General features: G+C 65.0%; 20 protein-coding genes and 1 pseudogene. 7 read left to right on the top strand and 14 right to left on the bottom strand.

What is annotated here, in order from left to right; all coding sequences use genetic code 11:
- Positions 1-5 precede the first annotated feature (5 nt).
- Complete coding sequence (locus tag ACIA48_RS21150) at positions 6-992, bottom strand: MOSC domain-containing protein (protein WP_396735887.1); 987 nt, start codon at positions 990-992, stop codon at positions 6-8.
- 25 nt (positions 993-1,017) lie between these two features.
- Positions 1,018-1,548 (bottom strand): gamma carbonic anhydrase family protein, encoded by a 531-nt coding sequence (locus ACIA48_RS21145; RefSeq protein WP_396735884.1) that lies wholly within the window; start codon positions 1,546-1,548, stop codon positions 1,018-1,020.
- Positions 1,549-1,680: 132 nt separating this feature from the next.
- Between ACIA48_RS21145 and ACIA48_RS21140 the strand changes: the two genes are divergently transcribed.
- The 3 genes from ACIA48_RS21140 (at position 1,681) to ACIA48_RS21130 (ending at position 4,105) form a co-directional block, all read left to right on the top strand.
- Positions 1,681-2,853 carry a Rieske 2Fe-2S domain-containing protein gene (locus tag ACIA48_RS21140; RefSeq protein ID WP_396735881.1) on the top strand — a complete coding sequence of 391 codons (1,173 nt, stop codon included), beginning with the start codon at positions 1,681-1,683 and terminating at the stop codon, positions 2,851-2,853.
- Between the two features lie 179 nt (positions 2,854-3,032).
- Complete coding sequence (locus tag ACIA48_RS21135; RefSeq protein WP_396736827.1) at positions 3,033-3,449, top strand: hypothetical protein; 417 nt, start codon at positions 3,033-3,035, stop codon at positions 3,447-3,449.
- Positions 3,450-3,466: 17 nt separating this feature from the next.
- Positions 3,467-4,105, top strand: coding sequence for a sensor domain-containing protein (locus ACIA48_RS21130; RefSeq protein ID WP_396735878.1), 639 nt, complete (start codon positions 3,467-3,469; stop codon positions 4,103-4,105).
- A gap of 3 nt (positions 4,106-4,108) precedes the next feature.
- Here ACIA48_RS21130 and ACIA48_RS21125 read toward each other — a convergent pair whose 3' ends face one another.
- From ACIA48_RS21125 to ACIA48_RS21115, 3 genes are read right to left on the bottom strand one after another with little or no spacing between them, the layout of a single operon-like run.
- On the bottom strand, positions 4,109-5,263 hold the full coding sequence (locus tag ACIA48_RS21125; RefSeq protein ID WP_396735875.1) for a sulfotransferase family protein: 1,155 nt from the start codon (positions 5,261-5,263) through the stop codon (positions 4,109-4,111).
- 1 nt (position 5,264) lies between these two features.
- A complete protein-coding gene (locus ACIA48_RS21120) occupies positions 5,265-6,041 on the bottom strand; it encodes an SDR family oxidoreductase (RefSeq protein ID WP_396735872.1) in 777 nt (258 codons plus the stop codon).
- A 2-nt stretch (positions 6,042-6,043) separates the two neighbouring features.
- Positions 6,044-7,171 carry a hypothetical protein gene (locus tag ACIA48_RS21115; RefSeq protein ID WP_396735869.1) on the bottom strand — a complete coding sequence of 376 codons (1,128 nt, stop codon included), beginning with the start codon at positions 7,169-7,171 and terminating at the stop codon, positions 6,044-6,046.
- 69 nt (positions 7,172-7,240) lie between these two features.
- Between ACIA48_RS21115 and ACIA48_RS21110 the strand changes: the two genes are divergently transcribed.
- Positions 7,241-8,167 carry an IclR family transcriptional regulator gene (locus ACIA48_RS21110; RefSeq protein ID WP_396735866.1) on the top strand — a complete coding sequence of 309 codons (927 nt, stop codon included), beginning with the start codon at positions 7,241-7,243 and terminating at the stop codon, positions 8,165-8,167.
- Here the strand turns inward: ACIA48_RS21110 and ACIA48_RS21105 are convergent.
- The 3 genes from ACIA48_RS21105 to ACIA48_RS21095 all read right to left on the bottom strand — a co-directional run bounded on the left by ACIA48_RS21105 (position 8,164) and on the right by ACIA48_RS21095 (position 12,111).
- Positions 8,164-9,291 (bottom strand): hypothetical protein, encoded by a 1,128-nt coding sequence (locus ACIA48_RS21105; protein ID WP_396735863.1) that lies wholly within the window; start codon positions 9,289-9,291, stop codon positions 8,164-8,166. The genes ACIA48_RS21110 and ACIA48_RS21105 overlap by 4 nt on opposite strands.
- Before the next feature lie 223 nt (positions 9,292-9,514).
- Entirely contained in the window at positions 9,515-9,928 is a 414-nt protein-coding gene (locus ACIA48_RS21100; RefSeq protein WP_396735860.1) for a hemophore-related protein, read from the bottom strand.
- Positions 9,929-10,023: 95 nt separating this feature from the next.
- Positions 10,024-12,111, bottom strand: a complete 2,088-nt coding sequence (locus ACIA48_RS21095; RefSeq protein WP_396735857.1) for a RecQ family ATP-dependent DNA helicase — start codon at positions 12,109-12,111, stop codon at positions 10,024-10,026.
- Positions 12,112-12,185: 74 nt separating this feature from the next.
- Between ACIA48_RS21095 and ACIA48_RS21090 the strand changes: the two genes are divergently transcribed.
- Entirely contained in the window at positions 12,186-12,827 is a 642-nt protein-coding gene (locus ACIA48_RS21090; protein ID WP_396735854.1) for a DedA family protein, read from the top strand.
- Here ACIA48_RS21090 and dmpG read toward each other — a convergent pair.
- Genes dmpG through ACIA48_RS21075 form a run of 3 tightly spaced genes read right to left on the bottom strand, consistent with a single transcriptional unit; the run spans position 12,824 to position 15,591 of the window.
- On the bottom strand, positions 12,824-13,879 hold the full coding sequence (dmpG, locus tag ACIA48_RS21085; protein WP_396735852.1) for a 4-hydroxy-2-oxovalerate aldolase: 1,056 nt from the start codon (positions 13,877-13,879) through the stop codon (positions 12,824-12,826). The two genes, ACIA48_RS21090 and dmpG, sit on opposite strands and share 4 nt — an antisense overlap.
- Positions 13,876-14,793, bottom strand: coding sequence for an acetaldehyde dehydrogenase (acetylating) (locus ACIA48_RS21080; RefSeq protein WP_396735849.1), 918 nt, complete (start codon positions 14,791-14,793; stop codon positions 13,876-13,878). The genes dmpG and ACIA48_RS21080 overlap by 4 nt, the downstream gene beginning before the upstream one ends.
- Before the next feature lie 12 nt (positions 14,794-14,805).
- Positions 14,806-15,591 (bottom strand): 2-keto-4-pentenoate hydratase, encoded by a 786-nt coding sequence (locus ACIA48_RS21075; RefSeq protein WP_396735846.1) that lies wholly within the window; start codon positions 15,589-15,591, stop codon positions 14,806-14,808.
- 71 nt (positions 15,592-15,662) lie between these two features.
- Here ACIA48_RS21075 and kstD point away from each other — a divergent pair, with 71 nt between their 5' ends.
- Together kstD and ACIA48_RS21065 are read left to right on the top strand one after the other, a co-directional pair.
- Positions 15,663-17,345 (top strand): 3-oxosteroid 1-dehydrogenase, encoded by a 1,683-nt coding sequence (kstD, locus tag ACIA48_RS21070; protein WP_396735843.1) that lies wholly within the window; start codon positions 15,663-15,665, stop codon positions 17,343-17,345.
- A complete protein-coding gene (locus ACIA48_RS21065) occupies positions 17,345-18,205 on the top strand; it encodes a MaoC/PaaZ C-terminal domain-containing protein (RefSeq protein ID WP_396735840.1) in 861 nt (286 codons plus the stop codon). Before kstD ends, ACIA48_RS21065 begins: the two co-directional genes overlap by 1 nt.
- A 24-nt stretch (positions 18,206-18,229) precedes the next feature.
- Here ACIA48_RS21065 and ACIA48_RS21060 read toward each other — a convergent pair whose 3' ends face one another.
- From ACIA48_RS21060 to ACIA48_RS21050, 3 genes and pseudogenes are all read right to left on the bottom strand, one after another.
- The gene (locus ACIA48_RS21060; RefSeq protein ID WP_396735837.1) at positions 18,230-18,949 is read right to left on the bottom strand and encodes an NAD-dependent epimerase/dehydratase family protein; all 720 of its coding nucleotides are present in this window, start codon (positions 18,947-18,949) and stop codon (positions 18,230-18,232) included.
- Positions 18,913-19,224: pseudogene (locus ACIA48_RS21055) on the bottom strand (NAD-dependent epimerase/dehydratase family protein); the annotation flags it as partial. The pseudogene ACIA48_RS21055 and the gene ACIA48_RS21060, both read right to left, overlap by 37 nt.
- Before the next feature lie 278 nt (positions 19,225-19,502).
- On the bottom strand, positions 19,503-20,687 hold the full coding sequence (locus tag ACIA48_RS21050; RefSeq protein ID WP_396736824.1) for a glycosyltransferase family 4 protein: 1,185 nt from the start codon (positions 20,685-20,687) through the stop codon (positions 19,503-19,505).
- Between the last annotated feature and the right edge of the window lie 42 nt (positions 20,688-20,729).

Below are 20,729 nucleotides of genomic sequence, written 5' to 3'. Positions count from 1 at the left end.
GGTAGCTAGCGCGAGAACCGGTCCATCGCCGACGTCGCCACCCCGAACGCGAACCGTTTCGTACGGCGGGCGACATCGGCGAGCGCACGATGCTTGGCCTCCTTCAGCGCCGCCTCGTCTCCGACATTGACCGTGCCGCCGGTGGCCACCCAGCAGTAACTACCGAGGCATCGACCCGCCCGGCCCGCGACCGCCTTGGTGATGCGGCGGTCGACCTCGATGCCCGGTTGCGCGCGACTCGGCACAACGCAGCGGATGGTCGGCATCGTCACGTCGAGCACGACCCCGCCGAGCGAGAGCTGTCCGCCCGTCCACTGCGACTCGGGCAAGCCGTCGGCCGGATTGGTCAGCGTCAGCAGGATGTTGGGGCGGAAGCGGCGCGGGTCGACCTGGGTGGCGTCACCGCCGAGTTCGGCTCCGATGGTGTCCAGGCTGGTCCGGGTCATGACGTGGACGGGCGCGAGGTCGACGAACATGCCCGGCGGGGTCGAATACCTGCCCAACAGGGTGAGGTCGGTGACGCGGAACATCGACATGTCCGGAAACTTCTCACCCTCGGTGATTCCGAAGTCTTTGCGCAGCGCGGCGATCGACATGTTCTCGCGCTCGTCCTTGCTCAGCTTGTGCAACGAGGTGTCGTCCGCCGGCGGCAGCGCGGTCAGCCGGACGTCGCGGTCGACGAGTTCGGACAGCTTCTTGTGCACATCGGGATCGTTGCTCGAGCACACGGTGCCGTCGGGAAAGCTGATCTCGACCTCGGGCGCCTTGCCCGGACCGGCGTCGGGCGCGACCGAACCCACGTAGCGCGCTGTGGCGCCGAGCAGCTTCGGGATGCGCCTGGCCGTCGCGGTGACGTCGCGTTCGAGGTCGCGTACCGCCCACAACCGGTCGCCCTGCGGACCGCGAGTACCGATGTCGATCTGGTCGACCTGCTCGCCGCCGAGCGACTTGACCGGGTAGCGCCACAACGCGGTGACCTGACCGAACGACATGCGGCTAGGTTACTTGGGGCACGCGCTACTCGGGGATCGGTTGTAGCCCCGCGATGTAGCGACGGGCCAGATCCTGATAGGCGCCAGGGTTGGTTTTCACCCACATTTCCGCGCCCGTGCCCGCCACGGGTCCGCGCACCTTGGCGGGTGCACCGGTCACGACCACCTCGTCGGGGATCTTGGTGCCGCCGATGACCAGCGAATGCGCGGCGATCAGGCTGCGGGCGCCGATGACGGCGCCATCGAGCACGGTGCAGTGGTTGGCCAGCACGGCCTCGGCGCCGATGTGCACGCCGTGCACGACGCACCCGTGCGCGATCGTGGCGCCCGGGCCGACATCGACCGGGATGCCCGGCGGGGCGTGCAGTACGCAGCAGTCCTGCACGTTCGCGCCCTCGCGGATCACGATCGGGGCGAAATCGGCCCGGAGTACCGCGTTGAACCAGACCGACGCACCCGCCTCGACATGCACGTCGCCGACCAAAGTGGCGGTCGGGGCGACGAAAGCGCTGGGATCGATGATCGGTGAGCGCCCCTCGAACGAATACAACGGCATTCTTTAGATATACCGCAGATGGCTGGCGATGAGTGCGTGCACGAAGAGGCAGGTAAATGAGTTTCGATTGCGCGTCAGGAGGTAAAAACTGTAACGTGTTCTAGTTAGAGCCACAGAAACGGGAGGCCCACCGTGACTACCGAAACAGCAGCCATTCGCGAAATCGACACCGGCGCGCTTCCGGACAGGTTTGCGCGCGGCTGGCACTGCCTCGGCCCTGTCAAGGATTACCTGGACGGCAAGCCGCACGGCGTGGAGATCTTCGGCACCATGCTGGTGGTCTTCGCCGACTCCAAGGGCGATCTCAAGGTGCTTGACGGCTACTGCCGTCACATGGGCGGCAACCTGTCGCAGGGCACGATCAAGGGCGACGAGGTTGCCTGTCCGTTCCACGACTGGCGCTGGGGCGGTGACGGCAAGTGCAAGCTGGTGCCCTACGCCAAGCGCACCCCGCGACTGGCCCGCACCAAGGCGTGGCACACCGACGTCCGCGGCGGCCTGCTGTTCGTCTGGCACGACCACGAAGGCAACCCACCTCAAGAAGAGGTGCGTATCCCCGAGATCCCCGAGTTCGCCAGTGACGAGTGGACCGACTGGCGATGGAACACGATGCTCATCGAGGGCAGCAACTGCCGCGAAATCATCGACAACGTCACCGACATGGCGCACTTCTTCTACATCCACCTCGGGTTGCCGACGTATTTCAAGAACGTCTTCGAGGGCCACGTTGCGTCGCAGTACCTGCACAATGTCGGCAGGCCCGATGTCAGCGACATGGGCACCACCTACGGCGAGGCACATCTCGATTCCGAGGCGTCGTACTTCGGACCGTCCTTCATGATCAACTGGCTGCACAACAACTACGGCGGCTTCAAGGCCGAGTCGATCCTGATCAACTGCCACTACCCGGTGAGCCAGAACTCCTTCGTGTTGCAGTGGGGCGTCATCGTCGAGAAGCCCAAGGGCCTGGACGAGGCGACAACCGACAAGCTCGCGCGGGTGTTCACCGAGGGCGTCAGCAAGGGCTTCCTGCAAGACGTCGAGATCTGGAAGCACAAGACCCGCATCGACAATCCGCTGCTCGTCGAGGAGGACGGCGCGGTTTACCAGATGCGCCGGTGGTATCAGCAGTTCTACGTCGACGTCGCCGACGTGACCCCCGATATGACCGACCGCTTCGAGATCGAGGTCGACACCACGGCGGCCAACGAGAAGTGGCATGTCGAGGTCGAAGAGAATCTGAAGGTTCAGGCCGAGCAAGCCGCGCAGGACGAGAAAGAGAAGGCAGAGCACGCAAGCTCATGACCCCGCGTGAGGACGCCCCCGACTCCGGCCAGATTGTCGGCCCCGCCGACGTCGGCCAGATTGTCGGCCCCGCCGACGTCGACCAGATTGTCGGCCCCGCCGACGTCGGCCAGATTGTCGGCCCCGCCGACGTCGGCCAGATTGTCGGCCCCGCCGACGTCGACCAGCTGGCGAGGTCGATGCTGCTTCTGCACGGCGTTCACGATGACGACGACCACTCCCACGGCGACGGCGATGTCGGCAACGGGCGTGGAACCTGGTCTAAAGCACCGGCTTTCGGTGACGATCGCGCGGAAGCCCTGCGGGAGGCCACCGCGCGCGACCGCGAGCGCTACCTGACGTCGGGCCTGGTGTCGGTCGACTGCCGGTTCTGCCACGTTGCGGTCGATGTGAAGAAGCTCGGGCCTGCCCACACGTCGGTGCAATGGAACGCCGAGGCGACGCGGCGCTGCGCCTACTTCAACGACATCCGGGCGTCCGGCGGCGACCCCGCGCGGGAGCGGTCCTGCCCCAAGCTCGCCGGCAGTATCAAACACGCTGTCGCCGAAGGCTGCCTGGAGGAGATGTCCTCGGCACCGTCCCCCGGCGACGGCTAGCTCCTACACTGTCAGCCATGACGGCGCGGTGGTCATGGCTTCTGCTCGCGATCGCGGTCAGTGGCTGCACTCAGGTCATCGACACCCCGCCGAAGCCCCGCACACCCGTCGCACCGATCACCGCCGGACAGGTCAGTGACCTGTTGAGTTCCAAGGTCGAGAAGTACGACGGAAATCTGTTCTCCACCGTCGAACCCGAGAAATGTGCCGGCGTCGCCAAAGAGGTGGATCCGCCGTTCATCTTCGACCTCGATCCCGCGGCGACCGACGGCGGACACTGGATGGCCGAGGGCGTCGGTCACCCGGTGTACATGGAGGAGATGGTCGGGGTCTATCCCGCGGACTACGACGCGAAGAACGCACTGGCGCAGGCGAAACGGACCCTGGAGTCATGCGTCGACGTTCCGTTCACGGTCACCGACATGAAAGGCCGGTCCTACGACTTCACGCTGCTGCCTCTACAGGCGTCGAGCTCGCCCAACATCCTGCTGTGGTCGTTCACCGCGAGCGACTGGGCGTGCGACAGCACGTTCGTCGCAGCTCACAATGCGGCGATCGAGATCTCGACGTGTGCCGCGGTGGGCGGCTACCCGGTGGACACCCTGGCCACCGAAGCATTGAATCGCATTGAGACGCTGGCCAATACGACAGCGTGACCATCACAGCCCCTTGAACTGCTCCTTGACCTGCTCGTCGGTCAGCCCGTAGTCGGCAAGCGAGTACGTGTGCTTCGGTGCACGGGGGCCCTGTTGACTCTCGGTGTGGCTGTCGGTGATCGCCTTGCGGGCCTCGTCGGTGAACTCGATGTCGAAGTGCGAATAGATGCCCTCGACCGCCGACACCGGATCCTTGACGAACTCGAAGTAGTCGACATCGCAGAACTGCGCCTGGTCGTGGTCAGCCCGAACCTCGTTGAACCGCTTCAGACCTCGCGTCCACGTCTCCATTGCGTCCTCGCCGATCTGCGCACCGACGAACGAGTTCGACCACCCTTCGGTCGTGTGCTGAGCCAGCGAACACATCGAGGCCATGATGGTCTCGGCCGGTCGGTGGCACTGCACGATGAGCGCGTCGGGGTAGGTCGCGAAAATCGCGTCGAGTGCGAACAGATGGCTCGGATTCTTGAGCACCCAGCGCTTCTCGGCGTCGTTGAGACCGATCAGCTGCAGGTTCCTGCGATGCCGCTGATATGCCTTGGTCCAATCCTGCTTCGCCAACCACTGCGAGTACGTCGGCAGATGCGACAGCGTCTCGTAGGACACCGAATGCAGCGACTGGCGCAGCAGTTGCCAGCACTCCTCCACCTCGTCGGCGGTCATGTAGTGCAGTCCGGTGTAATCCGGATTCTCGGCGTGCGCTTTGGCGAACTGAGCGTCGATCTGCGCGAAAACCGGGTTATCCGACCATGTCTCGCGCGGTGGACGGGGTTGCGGGAACTCTGCCAGCCAGAGTTCCAGACCCTGGTGCCGCGGGTCGGCGGTGAGTAGCCGGTGAATGACGGTCGTGCCGGTTCGCGGCAGCCCGGTGACGAAGATCGGGCGCTCGACGGTCACGTCGGCGTGCTCTGGATACTGCTTCCACGCCGCCTCCGACACCAGCCGCGCCACCAGCGCGTTACGCACGAAGAACCGGTTCATCTTGCTGCCGATTTCGGTGAGGTCGGCGTCGCGCCGGAACGACTCCAGCAGGACGGCCAGCGCCTCCCGGTAGTTGTCGTCGTCGACACCGAAGTCGTCGAGTCCGCATGCCTTCGTCGCCGAGGCGTGCAGATCGTCGACGGTACCCACATTGGTCCGGCCGGAAGTTCCACTCATTTCAGGCCTTGTACTCCCCGCAGTTGACATCCAACGCCTGCCCGGTGATACCGCTGGACAGATCGCTGGCCATGAACAGGATCGCAGACGCGACCTCGTCCTCGGTGGGCAGCCGCTTCAGGTCGGATCCCGCGGCGGCGGCGTTGTAGATGTCGTCGACACTGGTGCCGTACTTGCCGGCCTGGTGCTCGAAGTAGCCCTTCAGCGTGCCGCCCCAGATATAGCCGGGTAGAACGGAATTGACTCGAATGCCTTGCTCGCCCAGTTCGGTCGCCAATGTCTGCGACATCGCCAGCAGCGCAGACTTCGCCATCTTGTACGCGCCGTACTTGGCCTGCGAATGGCGCACGACCATCGAGTTCACATTGACCACGGAGCCCTTGGACTCGGCCAACGCCGGCGTGAAGCCCTGAACCATCCGCAATGCGCCGAACACAGTCAGCTCGATGGCGTCCTTCATGTGCTCGAACGTCGTATTGGCGAACGGTTTCATCGACGGCACCCTGAAGGCGTTGTTGATCAGCACGTCCACCTTGCCGTACGCCTCGAGCGTCTGCTCGACGAGATTGGCGACCTGCGCATCGTCGGTGATGTCGGTGCCCACCGTCACCGCACGCCTGCCGATGTCGGTGATCTGCTTGGCGACGTCTTCGAGCCGTTCAACCGTGCGAGCGGCCAGCACCAGATCCGCACCCTCCTGGGCGCATCGCTTGGCAAGCGTGGTGCCCAGCGCCGGGCCGACACCACTGATGACGACAACCTTGTTTTCGAGCAGCACTTCTAACCCACCATCCTGTCGCCGATCAGCTTCTGGCGCAGCGCGATCCGCGCTCGCCAGTCCTCGTCTGAGATTTTGTTGGACTCGTAGTAGGGCAGCGCGGCGGCGACCTTGTCGACGTCAACGACCTCGAGCGTCGGACCGTCGGCCTCGGTGAGCTCGCGCGACACCCGCTGCCAGCGGAACTGAAGGTAACCCTTGGCGTGGCCCAGCGTTTCACACCAGTTCGTCACGCCGGGATTGCTGTCGGAGACCACGATCCTGATCTTGTCGTCCGGATCCGCCTGTGCCTGAGTGCCGTTCAGCGAGGTCTGATGGTTGATGTAGTCCAGCGAGATGTACCACAAGCTGCCCAGCTGGAAGCCGAGGTACGGCGCGTCGGTGACAGGAAGCGTGATGATGATCGCCTGGTCCGGCGCGAGGTCGAAGTGGCCGACCGACGAATACTGCGTCGCCAGACCGCCCGGGGTGAGGCGGGGAGCTGTCAGAGTGTTGACAGGCAGGTCGTCATAGAACCACTTGGGGAACTGCAGCCAGGTCTTGACCCGCTGGACGAGCTGCTTACCCGCTACGGCATAACGCTTCTCGATCAACTCGCGCGTCAGCGCCGGTGGTGCAGTGCCCTCGGTGTCGGTACGCGCGATGGCGAAGGTCCCCCGCTGCGCGGACCAGTCGTTGTAGACCTCGCGGATCACCAATTGCGATGGGGTGTCCGGAGTGAATCGCCACTCGAACGTGCCGTCCGAGGCGATATCGAGCTTGCGATCGTCGAATGCCGTCTCGCTGTCCGGCACGACCTCGTCGGTGTACTCGCCGCCGAGCAACTGGAAACTCACGTCGGTCGTGGTGCCCCGCGTGCCGGTGACGACGTACTCATGGCCGGGCTGCACTCGCGTGCCGAAGTACATGGTGTCCGGGTTGTCCAGGCCCATCTTGGTGAACGGGCCGGTGCCGCTGTGCAGGAAGGGATGGTCGCGGTCGTAGTCGAACGCCACGTGCGTGCATGCCGCAATACATCCTGCGAGGTACTGCAGCCCCTCGAGAAGATCGGCTTCGGATTCGATGAAAGGGGCGGCGACGACGAGGCTCTCGGCCTCGGCGATCGCGTCGGCCAACGGCTGTGAGTACACCCCATGAAACTAGAACGTGTTCCAGCAAGAGTCAATATATCGACCAGCACGGTACATATATGGAACGCGATGTATGCTGCGCACGTGTCCGCTCCCGAGTCCTCCGGCCGTGCGTCCCCGCCGACGGATCGAGTTGTCAAAATCCTCGACTACCTCGCGGGCCGTCCCACGGAACGCTTCGGAGTGTCCGACTTGGCCCGTCGCATCGGGCTGAGTAAGCCGACGTGCCTCGGGATCGTGACTTCGCTCGCCGAGGCGGGTTACCTGGTTCGCGACGCCGCCGACAAGACCTATCGCCTCGGCCCGTCGCTGATCACGCTCGGCCACAAGGCGCAGGAGTCGATGCGCGTCAGCCCGGCGGCACGCGAAGAACTCCGCCGGCTGTCTGCACGATTCGGGGTCACCGCGGCACTGTCGGGCGTCATCGACGACCGGATCACGCTGCTGGACCTGGTGGCCCCGGCCGGCGCGCCGCCCGGGGTCGAGGTCGGACAGAGCTATCCCTTCGCCCCACCCGTGGGCTTGATGTTCGTGTTGTGGGACGAAGAGGCCGAACGCAATTGGCTCGCCAAGGAACCGACGATCCCGCTGCGCACGCATTCGGACCGGCTCAACAGGGTGATCGCCAGGTGCCGCGACGACGGCTATCTGGTCGAGCGGCTGACGCCCGGCGGCCGACGGTTGTATTCGTTGATGGCGGGAATGTCGAGCAACCTGCCCGACGAATTGCGCGCACTGCTTGGCGAATTGGTCTCCGACATCGGCGAGCGCGTGTATCTGCGCGACGAGAACGGCCCTGCCGGACGGAAGCGTCATGACATCAGCGTGATCTCCGCGCCGGTCTACGACCACTATCAGCGGCAGGTGATGGTGGCCTCGATGCATATCGGAAAAGCTTTGACAGACAACGAAATCGTTGAGCGCGCGCGTGCCCTGGTCAAGACCGCGGATGCGGTCAGCACCCAGCTTGGCGGGGTGAAGCGCCAGCCCGTCTAGCCAACCATCCTGTTGCTGATCTGCTTCTGGCGCAGCGCGATCCGCGCTCGCCAATCCTCGTCTGAGATCTTGTTGGACTCGTAGTACGGAAGCGCGGCGGCGACCTTGTCGATAGCGACGACCTCGAGCGTCGGACCGTCGGCCGCGGTGAGCTCACGGGAGAGCCGCTGCCAGCGGAACTGCAGGTAGCCCTTGCGATGCCCCAAGGTCTCCACCCAGTTCGTCACGCCGGGATTGCTGTCGGACACCACGATCCTGATCTTGTCGTCCGGATCCGCCTGCGCCTGAGTGCCGTTCAGCGAAGTCTGATGGTTGATGTAATCCAGCGAGATGTACCAGAGGCTGCCCAGCTGGAAGCCGAGGTAGGGCGCGTCGGTGACGGGCAGCGTGATGATCATCGCCTGATCCGGCGCGAGGTCGAAGTGGCCGACCGACGAATACTGCGTCGCCAGACCGCCGGGCGTCAGCCGGGGCGCGACCATCGTGTTGACCGGCAGCGTGTTGTAGTACCACTGCGGGAACTGCAGCCACGTCTTGACCCGCTGCACCAACTGCCTACCCGCTACGGCGTAACGGTTTTCGATCAGCTCCCGGGTCAGCGGCGGCGGGGCCGTTCCCGCGGTGTCCGTTCTGGCGATGCTGATGAATCCGCGCTGTGCCGACCAGTCGTTGTAGACCTCACGAACCAATAACTGCGACGGACTCGTGGGGGTGATCCGCCACTCGTAGTACCCGTCGGCGTCGATGTCGAGCTCACGGTCGTCGAAAGCCAGCTGGCTTGGTGGCACGTTGGCGTCGGTGTACTCACCACCGAGCATCTGGAAGCAGAGGTCGGTGGTGGTACCCCGGCGGCCGGTGACGACGTACTCATGACCGGGCTGCACCCAGGTGCCGAAGTACATCGCATCGGGGTTGTCCAGGGCCATCTTCGTGAACGGCCCGGTGCCGGATTGCATAAAGGGGTGGTCGCGGTCGTGATCGAACGCCAGATGCGTGCACGCCGAGATACAGCCCGCTAGATACTGAAGACCCTCCAACAGGTCGGCTTCCGATTCGATGAACGGTGCGGCGGCGACGAGGCTTTCCGCTTCGGCGATCGCGTCAATCAATGGCTGCGAAAACACCTCATGAAACTAGGACGCGTTCCAGCAGGAGTCAATATATCGACCGCTAAGGTACATATATGGAACGGCGAGAAAGCCACACCCCAACCCGGAGGCAGGCGGTGCCAACGTCGATACGCGTCGGAAATCGTTGAACGACAAACGACATCGTGGAGTACGGAGAACACTCAATCGCGCCGGCGGGACAGCCGACGCGATTGAGCGGTGGAGATTCAGTTAGTCTTTAGACGTCAGTCAGCGCCTCGGTGATCGGGGTGGGCGCCACCTCGACACCACACTGGTTGGCCAGATCGATTGCCGGCTGGTTGATCGTCTTCAGCTCGGACTCGACCGTCGGATTCTCAGCAAAGTACGTGCGGAAAGCCTGCGTCGCATCAGCCGGCGACGTCTCCACGATCTGCGTCAGCGCGGTGTTCGCGTCGGGGTTCGACGCCAGGTACGCGCTCGTGGACTCCGACACCGTGCGTGAGGTGTCGGCGATCGTGCTGATGCTGCATTTCTGGGTTTCCGTCCCCGGACCCGGTGCGGGCTGGGCATTAACGACCGGAATCACGATCGCCGCGGAACCGAAAGCAAGTAGACCCCCGGCGAACATGCCGTACAGGCCGCGTCGCACGGTCTTCTCGGACATCTTCATCGAATCACTCCTCTAGTTGGCGACCTCGTGGCCGCTGCAAAAGGCGTAACCGATGTGGGGTGGGGCCTAAACAAACTCCTGGCCAGCTCGGCGTGTCAGCTGGTGGCGGCCAGCGTGAAGGGGAGCACGGCCACAGCGCCGGCCGTGCGCAGAACCCTGGCCGCCATGGTCAGCGTCCACCCGCTGTCGGACAGGTCGTCGACGAGCAGCACCGGCCCGCCGGCGGAGGCGACGAGGCCGGGATCGGGATTCGTCCATGCCCCGGTCAGGGCGGCGACCCGATAGGCCGAGTTCGCCGCTGTCACCGCCCGCCGAGTCGGCGAATACTGCAGGGTGCCGAGGTGGGCCAGCCTGCCCAGCCGCGCCAGTTCGCGACTCAGGGAAGAGATGAGCAACGGGTGGCGGTCGGAATCCAACGCCATCACGGCCGCCGGTCGCTGCGCCCAGTCCCAGGAGGCCAGCACCTTGACCGCGGCGGCGACCAGGTCCTCGGACGCCTCGCCGTCGGGCTCGTCGAGCACGCGGCGCAACCGCGCACCCCACCCGAGGTCGGTCAGCCTGCCGATGGCGCGACCCGGTTCCGGACCGTCGGCGATCTTGCCGCTCAGGTCGATGCCAAGCTTGGCCAATCCCGACGGCCACTGCTTGCGCGGCGCGAGTTCGACGCCGGGACGCATGAGCCGTTGCCTCGTCTCCTCGGTGGTGACGGCATCGACGTCGCCGCTGACGTGTTCGCCCGTGCAGTTGTCGCATCGGCCGCACCGCTCGCCCGCCGTGAGCGAGGGATCGTCGAGTTGCCCACGCAGAAAAGCCATTCGGCAGCCGTCGGTCGCCTGGTAGTCGAGCATCGCCTGCTGTTCGCGCTTGCGCGCGTCGTCGAGCTTCCGGTACCGCGGCTCGTCGTACGCCCACTCCGCTCCGGTGCCGACCCACCCGCCCTTCACGCGGCGTACGGCGCCGTCGACGTCGAGCACCTTGAGCACCATTTCCAGCCTGGACCGTCCCAGATCGACGAGCGGTTCCAGCGCCGGTGTCGACTGCGGCCGCTCGAGATCCAGTGCGTCAATCACGTTGCGCACCATGGACTCCGACGGAAACGCCACCGAAGCGAAGTAGCGCCACACGTCTTGATCCTCGTGGCCGGGCAGCAGCACGACCTGTGCGCTCTCTGTGGACCGTCCCGCGCGGCCGACCTGCTGGTAGTACGCGATCGGCGAGGACGGCGCGCCGACGTGTACAACGAAGCCGAGGTCTGGTTTGTCGAACCCCATGCCCAGCGCCGAGGTGGCGACAAGCGCCTTGACGTTGTTCGCCAGCAGATCCGCCTCGAGCTGTTCGCGTTCGGCGGCCTCCGTCGACCCGGTGTAGGCGGCGACCTGATGGCCCTGCTCACGCAACAACGAGGCGACGTCGTGCGCCTGGGCCACGGTCAGGGTGTAGACGATCCCCGATCCGGGCAGCGAATCGATATGTGCCGCAAGCCAAGCCGCGCGCTGTGCCGGATTGCCGGCCTTGACCACCGAGAGCCGCAGCGACTCGCGGTCCAGGCCGCCGCGCAGCACCAGCGTGTCCTGCCCGCCGACGCCGAGTTGTGCGGCGACGTCGTCGACGACCCGGTCGTTGGCGGTCGCGGTGGTGGCGAGGACGGGAACGTCGGCGCCGAGCTCGCCGATCAGCGTGCGGATGCGCCGGTAATCGGGGCGAAAGTCGTGGCCCCAATCCGAAACGCAGTGTGCCTCGTCGACCACGACGAGGCCCGCGTCATGGGCGAGCGCGGGCAGCACCTGATCGCGAAAGTCGGGGTTGTTCAACCGCTCTGGGCTGACCAGTAGAACGTCGAGCTCACGACGTTGCACGCGTTCGTTGATCTCGTCCCAGTCGGCGACGTTGCTCGAGTTGATGGTGGCGGCGTGCACCCCGGCCCGTTCGGCGGCGGCCACCTGGTTGCGCATCAGCGCCAAGAGCGGCGACACGATCACCGTCGGCCCGCGGCCCGCGTCGCGCAGCAGTTTGGCCGCGATGAAGTACACCGCCGACTTGCCCCATCCGGTGCGCTGCACAACCAGTGCCCGACGCCGCTGCACGACGAGCGCCGCGATCGCCGTCCATTGATCGTCGCGCAGGACGGCAGTCGGTCCCGCCAGCTGTTCGAGTAGTGCCTGAGCCTGCTCGCGGGTCGTCATGCGCCCATCGTGCCTGCCGGTACCGACGGCGACGCGCGGACCTCGCTGTTCTCGCCGACCCATATGGTCGTGGCATGGACACCCCCGTGCTCGCCAGTGGCTCCGCCGAGATCGGTGGGGTGGCCGGCTGGGCGGTGTCGTTGATGGACATGCTGGGCGGACTGGGTGCCGGCGCCGCGATCGCGGTGGAGAACATCTTTCCGCCGCTGCCGAGCGAGATCATCCTGCCTCTGGCGGGGTTTGCCGCGGCTCGCGGCGAGATGACGCTTTGGGAGGCGATCGCCTGGACGACGGCGGGTTCGGTCGTCGGGGCCGTCGTGCTCTATCTGGTGGGCGCCTTGCTCGGGCGGGACCGGGTGCACCGGTTGGTCGATCGGCTGCCGTTCTTCTCGATCGACGATCTGGCCAAGAGCGAAGCCTGGTTTCACCGCCACGGCGCCAAGGCGGTGCTGTTCGGCCGCATGATCCCCGTCGTCCGCAGCCTGGTATCGGTGCCCGCCGGGATGTACCGCATGCCTTTCGTGCGGTTCATCGGGCTCACGGCAGCCGGCAGCGCGGTGTGGAACGGCCTGCTCGTGGTGGCCGGATTTCACCTGGGCGGAAATTGGGAAGCGGTGTCGTCCTGGGCGTCGCGCTACCAGTACGCGGTGTTCGCCACCGTCGGCGTGTTCATTGTGGTGTGGCTGGTGCGGCGCCGCCGCGCCCAGGCCGGCTAGGCCGGTGCCGCTTCTTGTTCGCGCTTGATCTCCAGCGCGATGTCGATGAGTTGGTCTTCCTGGCCGCCGATCAGCTTGCGCTGGCCGGCGCGGTGCAGCAGTTGATGCGCCGGCACGCCGTAGCGCTCGGATTGACGGATGGCGTGTTTGAGGAAGCTGGAGTACACACCGGAGTAGCCCATGATCAGCGCGTTGCGATCGAGCAGGCACTCCTGGGGCATCGCGGGTGCGACGACCTCTTCGGCGGCGTCGGCGATGTCGAAGAAGTCGATCCCGGTCTTGACGCCGATCTTGTCAAACACCCCGATGAGCGCCTCGACCGGCGCGTTGCCCGCACCGGCGCCGAAGCGGCGGCACGACCCGTCGATCTGCTTGGCACCCGCCCGCACAGCCTCAATGGAGTTGGCGACGCCCAGGCCCAGGTTCTCGTGACCGTGGAAGCCGACCTGGGCGTCATCGCCGAGTTCGGCGACCAGCGCTGAGACCCGGTCGGCCACACCCTCGAGCACGAGTGCGCCCGCCGAGTCGACGACATACACGCACTGGCAGCCGGCGTCGGCCATGATGCGCGCTTGGGCGGCGAGCTTCTCCGGCGGAATGGTGTGGCTCATCATCAGGAAGCCGACGGTCTCCAGGCCGAGTTCGCGGGCCAGGCCGAAATGCTGGATCGAGACATCGGCCTCGGTGCAATGGGTGGCGATCCGGCAGATCACCCCGCCGTTGTTCTGCGCCTCCTTAATGTCTTCCTTGGTGCCCACACCGGGAAGCATCAGGAAGGCGATCTTGGATTCCTTGGCCGTCTCGGCCGCGAGCTTGATCAGCTCCTGCTCGGGCGTTTTGGAGAACCCGTAGTTGAAGCTGGACCCGCCGAGCCCGTCGCCGTGGGTGACCTCGATGACCGGCACGCCCGCAGTATCGAGCGCCGCCACGATGGCACCGACCTCGTCCTTGGTGAACTGATGCCGTTTGTGGTGACTGCCGTCGCGCAGGGACGTATCCGTCATCCGGATGTCCCACATCGGGTCGAAATAGATGTCGTCGATGCCACTCATGCCTGACCTCCCGCTGTCGTCGCAAGCGACTCTTTCGCGATCTCCTCGCCGACCTTGGTCGCCGCGGCGGTCATGATGTCCAGGTTTCCAGCGTAGGTCGGCAGGTAGTCCCCCGCACCCTCCACTTCCACGAACGTCGTGACCACGTGGTTGCCGCCGTTGACGATCGACGGCTCATCGAACTGCGGCTCGTTGAGCAGCCGGTAGCCGGGCACGTAGGTCTGCACCTCGGCCACCACCTCCTTGATGGAGTTGGTGATCGCGTCGTGGTCGGCGTCCTCGGGGATCGCGCAGAAGATGGTGTCGCGCATGATCATCGGTGGATCGGCCGGGTTGAGGATGATGATCGCCTTGCCGCGCTTGGCGCCGCCGATGACCTCCACACCCGCACTGGTGGTCTTGGTGAACTCATCGATGTTCGCGCGCGTTCCCGGGCCCGCCGATGCCGAGGACACCGACGCGACGATCTCGGCGTAGGGCACATCAACCACGCGCGACACGGCGTACACCATCGGGATGGTGGCCTGACCGCCGCAGGTGACCATGTTGACGTTCGGCGCATCGAGGTGGGCGCGCAGGTTGGCCGGCGGGATGACACCTGGCCCAACGGCCGCGGGGGTCAGATCGATCGCCCGGATGCCGGCCTCGGCGTAGCGCGGTGCGGCGTCGCGGTGCACGTAGGCGCTGGTGGCCTCGAACACCAGATCCGGCTTCTCGCTCTGGGCCAGCAGCCAATCCACGCCCTCATGCGAAGTCTCCAGACCGAGCTTGCGCGCGCGGGCCAGACCCTCGCTCTCGGGGTCGATCCCGATCATCCAGCGCGGTTCCAGCCAGTCGGAGCGCAGCAGTTTGTACAGCAGGTCGGTGCTGATGTTTCCCGACCCGACGATCGCGACAGAAGATTTCTGCGGCATGTGATTTCCCTACTACTCGAAACTCAGGCGAACTGAACCTAACCCGGCGAAGTCGGCGACGAAATTGCTGCCCGGGGGTGCATCTATCGCACGAGTGCACGACCCCGGCAGCACGATGTCGCCGGCCTTCAGTCGGACTCCGAAACTCTCGACTTTGCGCGCCAGCCACGCCACCGCGGTGACCGGGTTACCGAGCACCGCATCGCTGCGGCCCTCCGCCACGACCTCACCGTTGTTGGTCAGCACGGCGTCGATGTTGCGGATGTCGATGTCCTTCGGCGAAACCCTCGCCTCTCCGAGCACCCAGCCCGCCGACGACGCGTTGTCGGCGATGGTGTCGCACAGTTTGATCTTCCAGTCGGTGATACGGGTGTCGATCAGCTCGATCGACGGAGCGAATGCGGCCGTCGCCGCCAACACATCGTCCTCAGTGCAACCGGCACCAGGCAGGTCGTCGGCCAGAATGAAACCGACCTCAACCTCCACCCTCGGGTACAGAAACCGGTCGGACCTGACTGGTTTGTCCTCGAAGACCTGCATCTCGTCGAGCAGGTGCCCGTAGTCGGGTTCGTCGACGTTCATCATCTTCTGCATGGCCTCCGACGAGAGGCCGACCTTGTGCCCGATCACCCGGGCGCCCTCGGCCACCCGCTGGCGGATGTTGATCAGCTGGATCTCGTAGGAGTCGACGACGTCGATATCGGCGTGCGCGTCGGTCAACGGGGTGATGGGGACGCGGCTGCGTTCGGCCTGGGCCAGGTCGGCTGCGAGCTGTTCACGCACCTCAACGCTGAGCATTTGCGAAGTCCCCTCGTTTGTTCGACCGGCGCAGTTGTCCTGCGGCCGGGCAATTCTATAACGTGTTCTACATGACTGGTCAGGAGTATGACGTCGTCGTGGTGGGAAGCGGCGCCGCCGGCATGGTTGCCGCCCTCACCGCCGCCCACCAGGGACTTTCCACAGTAGTCGTCGAGAAGGCTCCGCACTACGGCGGTTCCACTGCGCGGTCAGGTGGCGGCGTGTGGATCCCAAACAACGAGGTCCTCAAGCGTGACGGGGTCTCCGATACGGCCGAAGCGGCACGCACCTACCTGCACGCGATCATCGGCGATGCCGTGCCCGCGGAGAAGATCGACACCTACCTGCAGCGCGGACCCGAGATGTTGTCATTCGTGCTCAAGAACTCGCCGCTGAAGATGTGCTGGGTGCCCGGTTACTCCGACTACTACCCCGAGACACCGGGCGGACGGCCCGCGGGACGTTCGATCGAGCCGAAGCCGTTCAACGCGCGCAAGCTCGGCCCTGACGAGAAGGGCCTCGAACCGCCGTACGGCAAGGTGCCGCTGAACATGGTCGTGATGCAGCAGGACTACGTGCGGCTCAACCAGCTCAAGCGTCATCCGCGCGGCGTGCTCCGCAGCATCAAGGTCGGCGTGCGCTCGGTGTGGGCCAACGCCACCCGCAAGAACCTGGTCGGCATGGGCCGCGCGCTGATCGCGCCGCTTCGCATCGGGCTCCAGCAGGCAGGGGTGCCGGTCCAGCTGAACACCGCGCTGACCGACCTCTATGTCGAGGACGGCAGGGTTTGTGGGATCTGGGCGCGGCCTTCAGATGCCCCGGAATCGGCTGAGCCGCAGCTCATCCGCGCGCGCCGCGCCGTGATCCTCGGGTCGGGCGGTTTCGAGCACAACGAGCAGATGCGGGTGAAGTACCAGCGCGCTCCGATCACCACCGAGTGGACAGTCGGTGCCAAGGCCAACACCGGTGACGGGATCCTGGCCGCTGAAAAACTCGGCGCCGCACTGGAGATCATGGAAGACGCCTGGTGGGGGCCGACGGTTCCGCTGGTGGACGCGCCGTGGTTCGCACTGTCCGAACGCAACTCCCCCGGATCGATCATCGTGAACATGGCCGGCAAGCGGTTCATGAACGAGTCGATGCCCTACGTCGAGGCGTGCCACCACATGTACGGCGGTCAGTATGGCCAGGGCCCAGGTCCCGGCGAGAACATCCCGGCGTGGCTGGTGTTCGACCAGACCTACCGCGATCGTTATATCTTCGCGGGTTTGCAGCCCGGACAACGGATTCCGAACAAGTGGATGGAGTCCGGCGTCATTGTCAAGGCCGATACCATCGCCGAACTGGCCGAGAAGACCGGCCTGTCCGCCGATGCGCTGACCGCGACCATCGAGAGATTCAACGGCTTCGCACGTTCGGGTAAAGACGAAGACTTCAAGCGCGGCGAAAGCGCATACGACCGCTACTACGGCGATCCGACGGTCAAGCCGAACCCCAACCTCGGAGAGATCAACAACGCGCCGTACTACGCCGCGAAGATGGTGCCGGGCGACCTGGGCACCAAGGGTGGCGTCCGCACCGACATCAACGGGCGCGCGCTGCGCGATGACGGTTCGGTCATCGAGGGTCTCTACGCGGCGGGCAACGTCAGCTCACCGGTGATGGGACATACGTATCCGGGTCCGGGTGGGACAATCGGACCCGCCATGACATTCGGATACCTGGCGGCCCTCCACATTGCAGGAAAGAACTGATGCCGATCAATCTCGACGAGGCGCTCGGCGCTGAGCTTCCGCCCGCCGAATTCTCTTGGACCAGTAGCGATATTCAGCTCTACCACCTCGGCCTCGGCGCCGGCGGCGACCCCATGGACAAGCGTGAACTGCGTTACCTGACCGACGGGACCCCGCAGGTGCTGCCGACCTTCGCGAATGTGGCGCAGAGCTTCCACATGACCGAACCGCCCAGCGTTCAGTTCCCCGGCATCGACATCGAGCTGTCGAAGGTGCTGCACGCCAGCGAGGCGGTATCCGCGCCCGGGCCGATCCCACCGTCAGGCACCGGCATCGCTGTCACGCGGTTCACCGACATCTGGGACAAGGGCAAGGCCGCGGTGATTTGGTCGGAGACCACGGTATCCACACCTGAGGGCACGGTGCTGTGGAAGCAGAAGCGGTCGATCTTCGCGCGTGGTGAGGGCGGCTTCGGCGGCGAACGCGGTCCGTCGACATCCTCAGAACCCCCTCAGCGCGCCGCGGATTACGAGATTTCGATCGCGGTGTCGCCGCAGCAGGCGCTGCTGTATCGCATGTGCGGTGACCGCAACCCGCTGCATTCCGATCCCGAATTCGCCGCCGCGGCAGGCTTTCCGCGGCCGATCCTGCACGGGCTGTGCACCTACGGTATGACGGCCAAGGCGATGGTCGACACCCTGCTCGACGGTGATACCGCGCGCGTCGGCAGCTACGGCGCCCGGTTTGCGGGTGTGGTGTTCCCCGGTGAGACGCTGCTGGCGAGCATCTGGAAAGAGGGTGACGGATTCACCGCCGTCGTCACCGCGCCCGAGCGCGACAACGCGGTGGCACTGGCGGGCGTGGAGCTCATCCCGACCTGAGCGGAGAAGCCCGACGGGTCAGCATCAGACAGCGAGCAGCGACTCCCGGCTGGCGAGCTCATCGAAAATCCATCGATACGTCTTTTCGAGGCCATCAGCCAACCGGACCGACGGTTCCCATCCGTAGATCTCCTGGATCAGGGTGTTGTCGCTGTTGCGGCCGCGCACACCTAATGGGGCACCGAGTTTGTAGTTCCGTCGGACCGAGATACCCGCGATCTCCTCGATGATGTCGACCATCTGGTTGATGCTCACGAGTTCCGAACTGCCCACGTTGACCGGGACGGCGCTGTCTCCCGCGGCGACCCGTAACGTGCCCTCGACACAGTCGTCGATGTACATGAAGCTGCGGGTCTGCTCGCCGTCGCCCCAGATCTCGATCTCGCGACGACCGGACAACGCAGCTTCGGCGACCTTGCGGCACAGTGCAGCAGGAGCCTTCTCCCTCCCGCCCTCGAAGCTGCCGATGGGGCCGTAAACATTGTGATAGCGGGCGACGCGCGTCTTCATACCGAAGTCCTCGAGGAAATGGCGCGCCATCCGCTCACTGAACAGCTTCTCCCAGCCGTAACCGTCTTCGGGCATGGCCGGGTACGCGTCGTCTTCCTTGAGCGCGGTCACATCGCTGTCGACCTGCTTGTCGGCCGCGTAGACACATGCGGAGCTGGAGTAGAAGAACCGATCGACGGCGGGTCGCGCGCCGCGAGCAGCATGTGGGTGCTGATGAGCACGGACAGCATGCAATCCGCCTTGTGGGTCTCGATGAAACCCATGCCGCCCATGTCCGCGGCCAGGTTGTAGACGGTGTCGACACCCGCCACGGCCTCACGACAGTCGTCGAGCTTCGCCAGATCCAGTTGGAGCGCTTCAACTCCCTCTGCGATCTGATGCCACTCGCTGAACGGCTTCACGTCTGCCCCGCGCACCTTGAGGCCTTGTTCCGTCAGCTTGGCGGCGAGGTGTCCACCGATGAACCCTCCGGCGCCGGTAATCAGCACCGTGCCACTCGAGCTTGCCATGGGAACCTTTCTGATCGCTACGTCACATTCAGCGATGCAATTTAAGAAGTCAATATATTTGCTCTGAGAGAGTAACGCGTCTCAGCCGCCGCGACAATCAGGAGCAGATCCGTCAATATATGATCCGCATCACTGCTTTACGCTGGGCAAAAGCTCGACGTCGGCGCTCGCTACTGGATGTACTGTTTCGACATCTGGTTTGCTAACTTTGCATGTTCATGCATTTAGCACATATTGAGATAGTTGCTATTGCTCGGGGATGGTCGCCGCAGGGACTGTCAAGCGACCGCTGCAGCCAATACGGCCTCGAACACTTCACCGACCGCCACGACATCGAACTTCGTCTCCGCGTATTGGCGTGCCGCGCTCCCGAGTTCCTCACGCCGAAGGGGGTCGGCAAGCAGATGGTTGAGCGCAGCTGCCGCCGCATCCGGGTCTCCGGGATCCACAACCACGCCGGCCTGAGCGGATTCGATCATGTGCGCGACGGCGTTGTCCGGTGGCACCAAACCGAGAACCGGTCGCCCGGCGCAGAAGTAGTTGAGAACTTTCGACGGAACCGAGTATCGGCTGGCGTCGCGCTCGAGTACGGCGATGAGCACGTCGGCGCTGCCCAACATGTCCGGAAGTTGTTCATAGGGCTGATAGTCGAGCAATTCCAGACTGGGGACGTCGACGGCGTGCCTCTCCAACCACTCACGGCCCTGGCCCTGGGACACGACCACGATGCGCGCGCCGGCGGGCGCAGACTTGGCGATCTTGGCGAGCAGCGAGGGATCATGCTTCAGGCCGAGGGTCCCTGCATACATCGCCACCGGGACACCCACGTTGTCGTGTGCCCGTGCCCACGCATTGTCGCGATCGCGCTGCGGCATTTCATCGACCGCCGCCCAGTTGGGGATCACCCGGATCCTGGATCTCGGGATCTTCCACGAATCGAACCGATCGAGAAACGCCTCACTGATGGGAACGACGCCCGACGCTCCTCGAGCCGCCGTGCGCTCAGCACGGTCGGCAAACCAGCCGATCACGCCTCCTACCCGCCCAAGCCGTTGCCGGGCAACGACATTGATCGCATCGCTGTAGACGTCCTGTTGCCAGAAGACGTAGGGAATCCGGGTGACGCGCAGTGCGATCGTGACGAGGAAGAGCGACAGCAGTGGAACATTGGACAGCACCGCAACGTCCGGGCGCACGCGCACGATGCTCTGGAGCGCAAGGCGCGCGTACCGCAGTTCCTGATACAGCCGAACGAGCGGTGAGTACCGGGCGAATTCCCGACCGAGATCCAGCGCGCGCACCGAAAACGTTTCGGGGTCGCCCTCGCGGCGCTCCGTTGCACCCCGGCCCGTGGTGTACGAGGCGCAGTACTGGTGCTCCACCTGATGGCCCCGGCGCGCCAATTCCCTACTGAGGTGGACCTGTCCCGGATGGCCGGCGTAATCGTGAATGACTAGTTTCATCGCCAAGCCTGGATCCTTTTCCTACCGGAGCGACAATTTTCG

The sequence above is a fragment of the Mycobacterium sp. NPDC051804 genome (genome assembly GCF_044452905.1).
Lineage (GTDB): Bacteria > Actinomycetota > Actinomycetes > Mycobacteriales > Mycobacteriaceae > Mycobacterium.
This window is presented reverse-complemented; position numbering and strand designations above follow the sequence as displayed.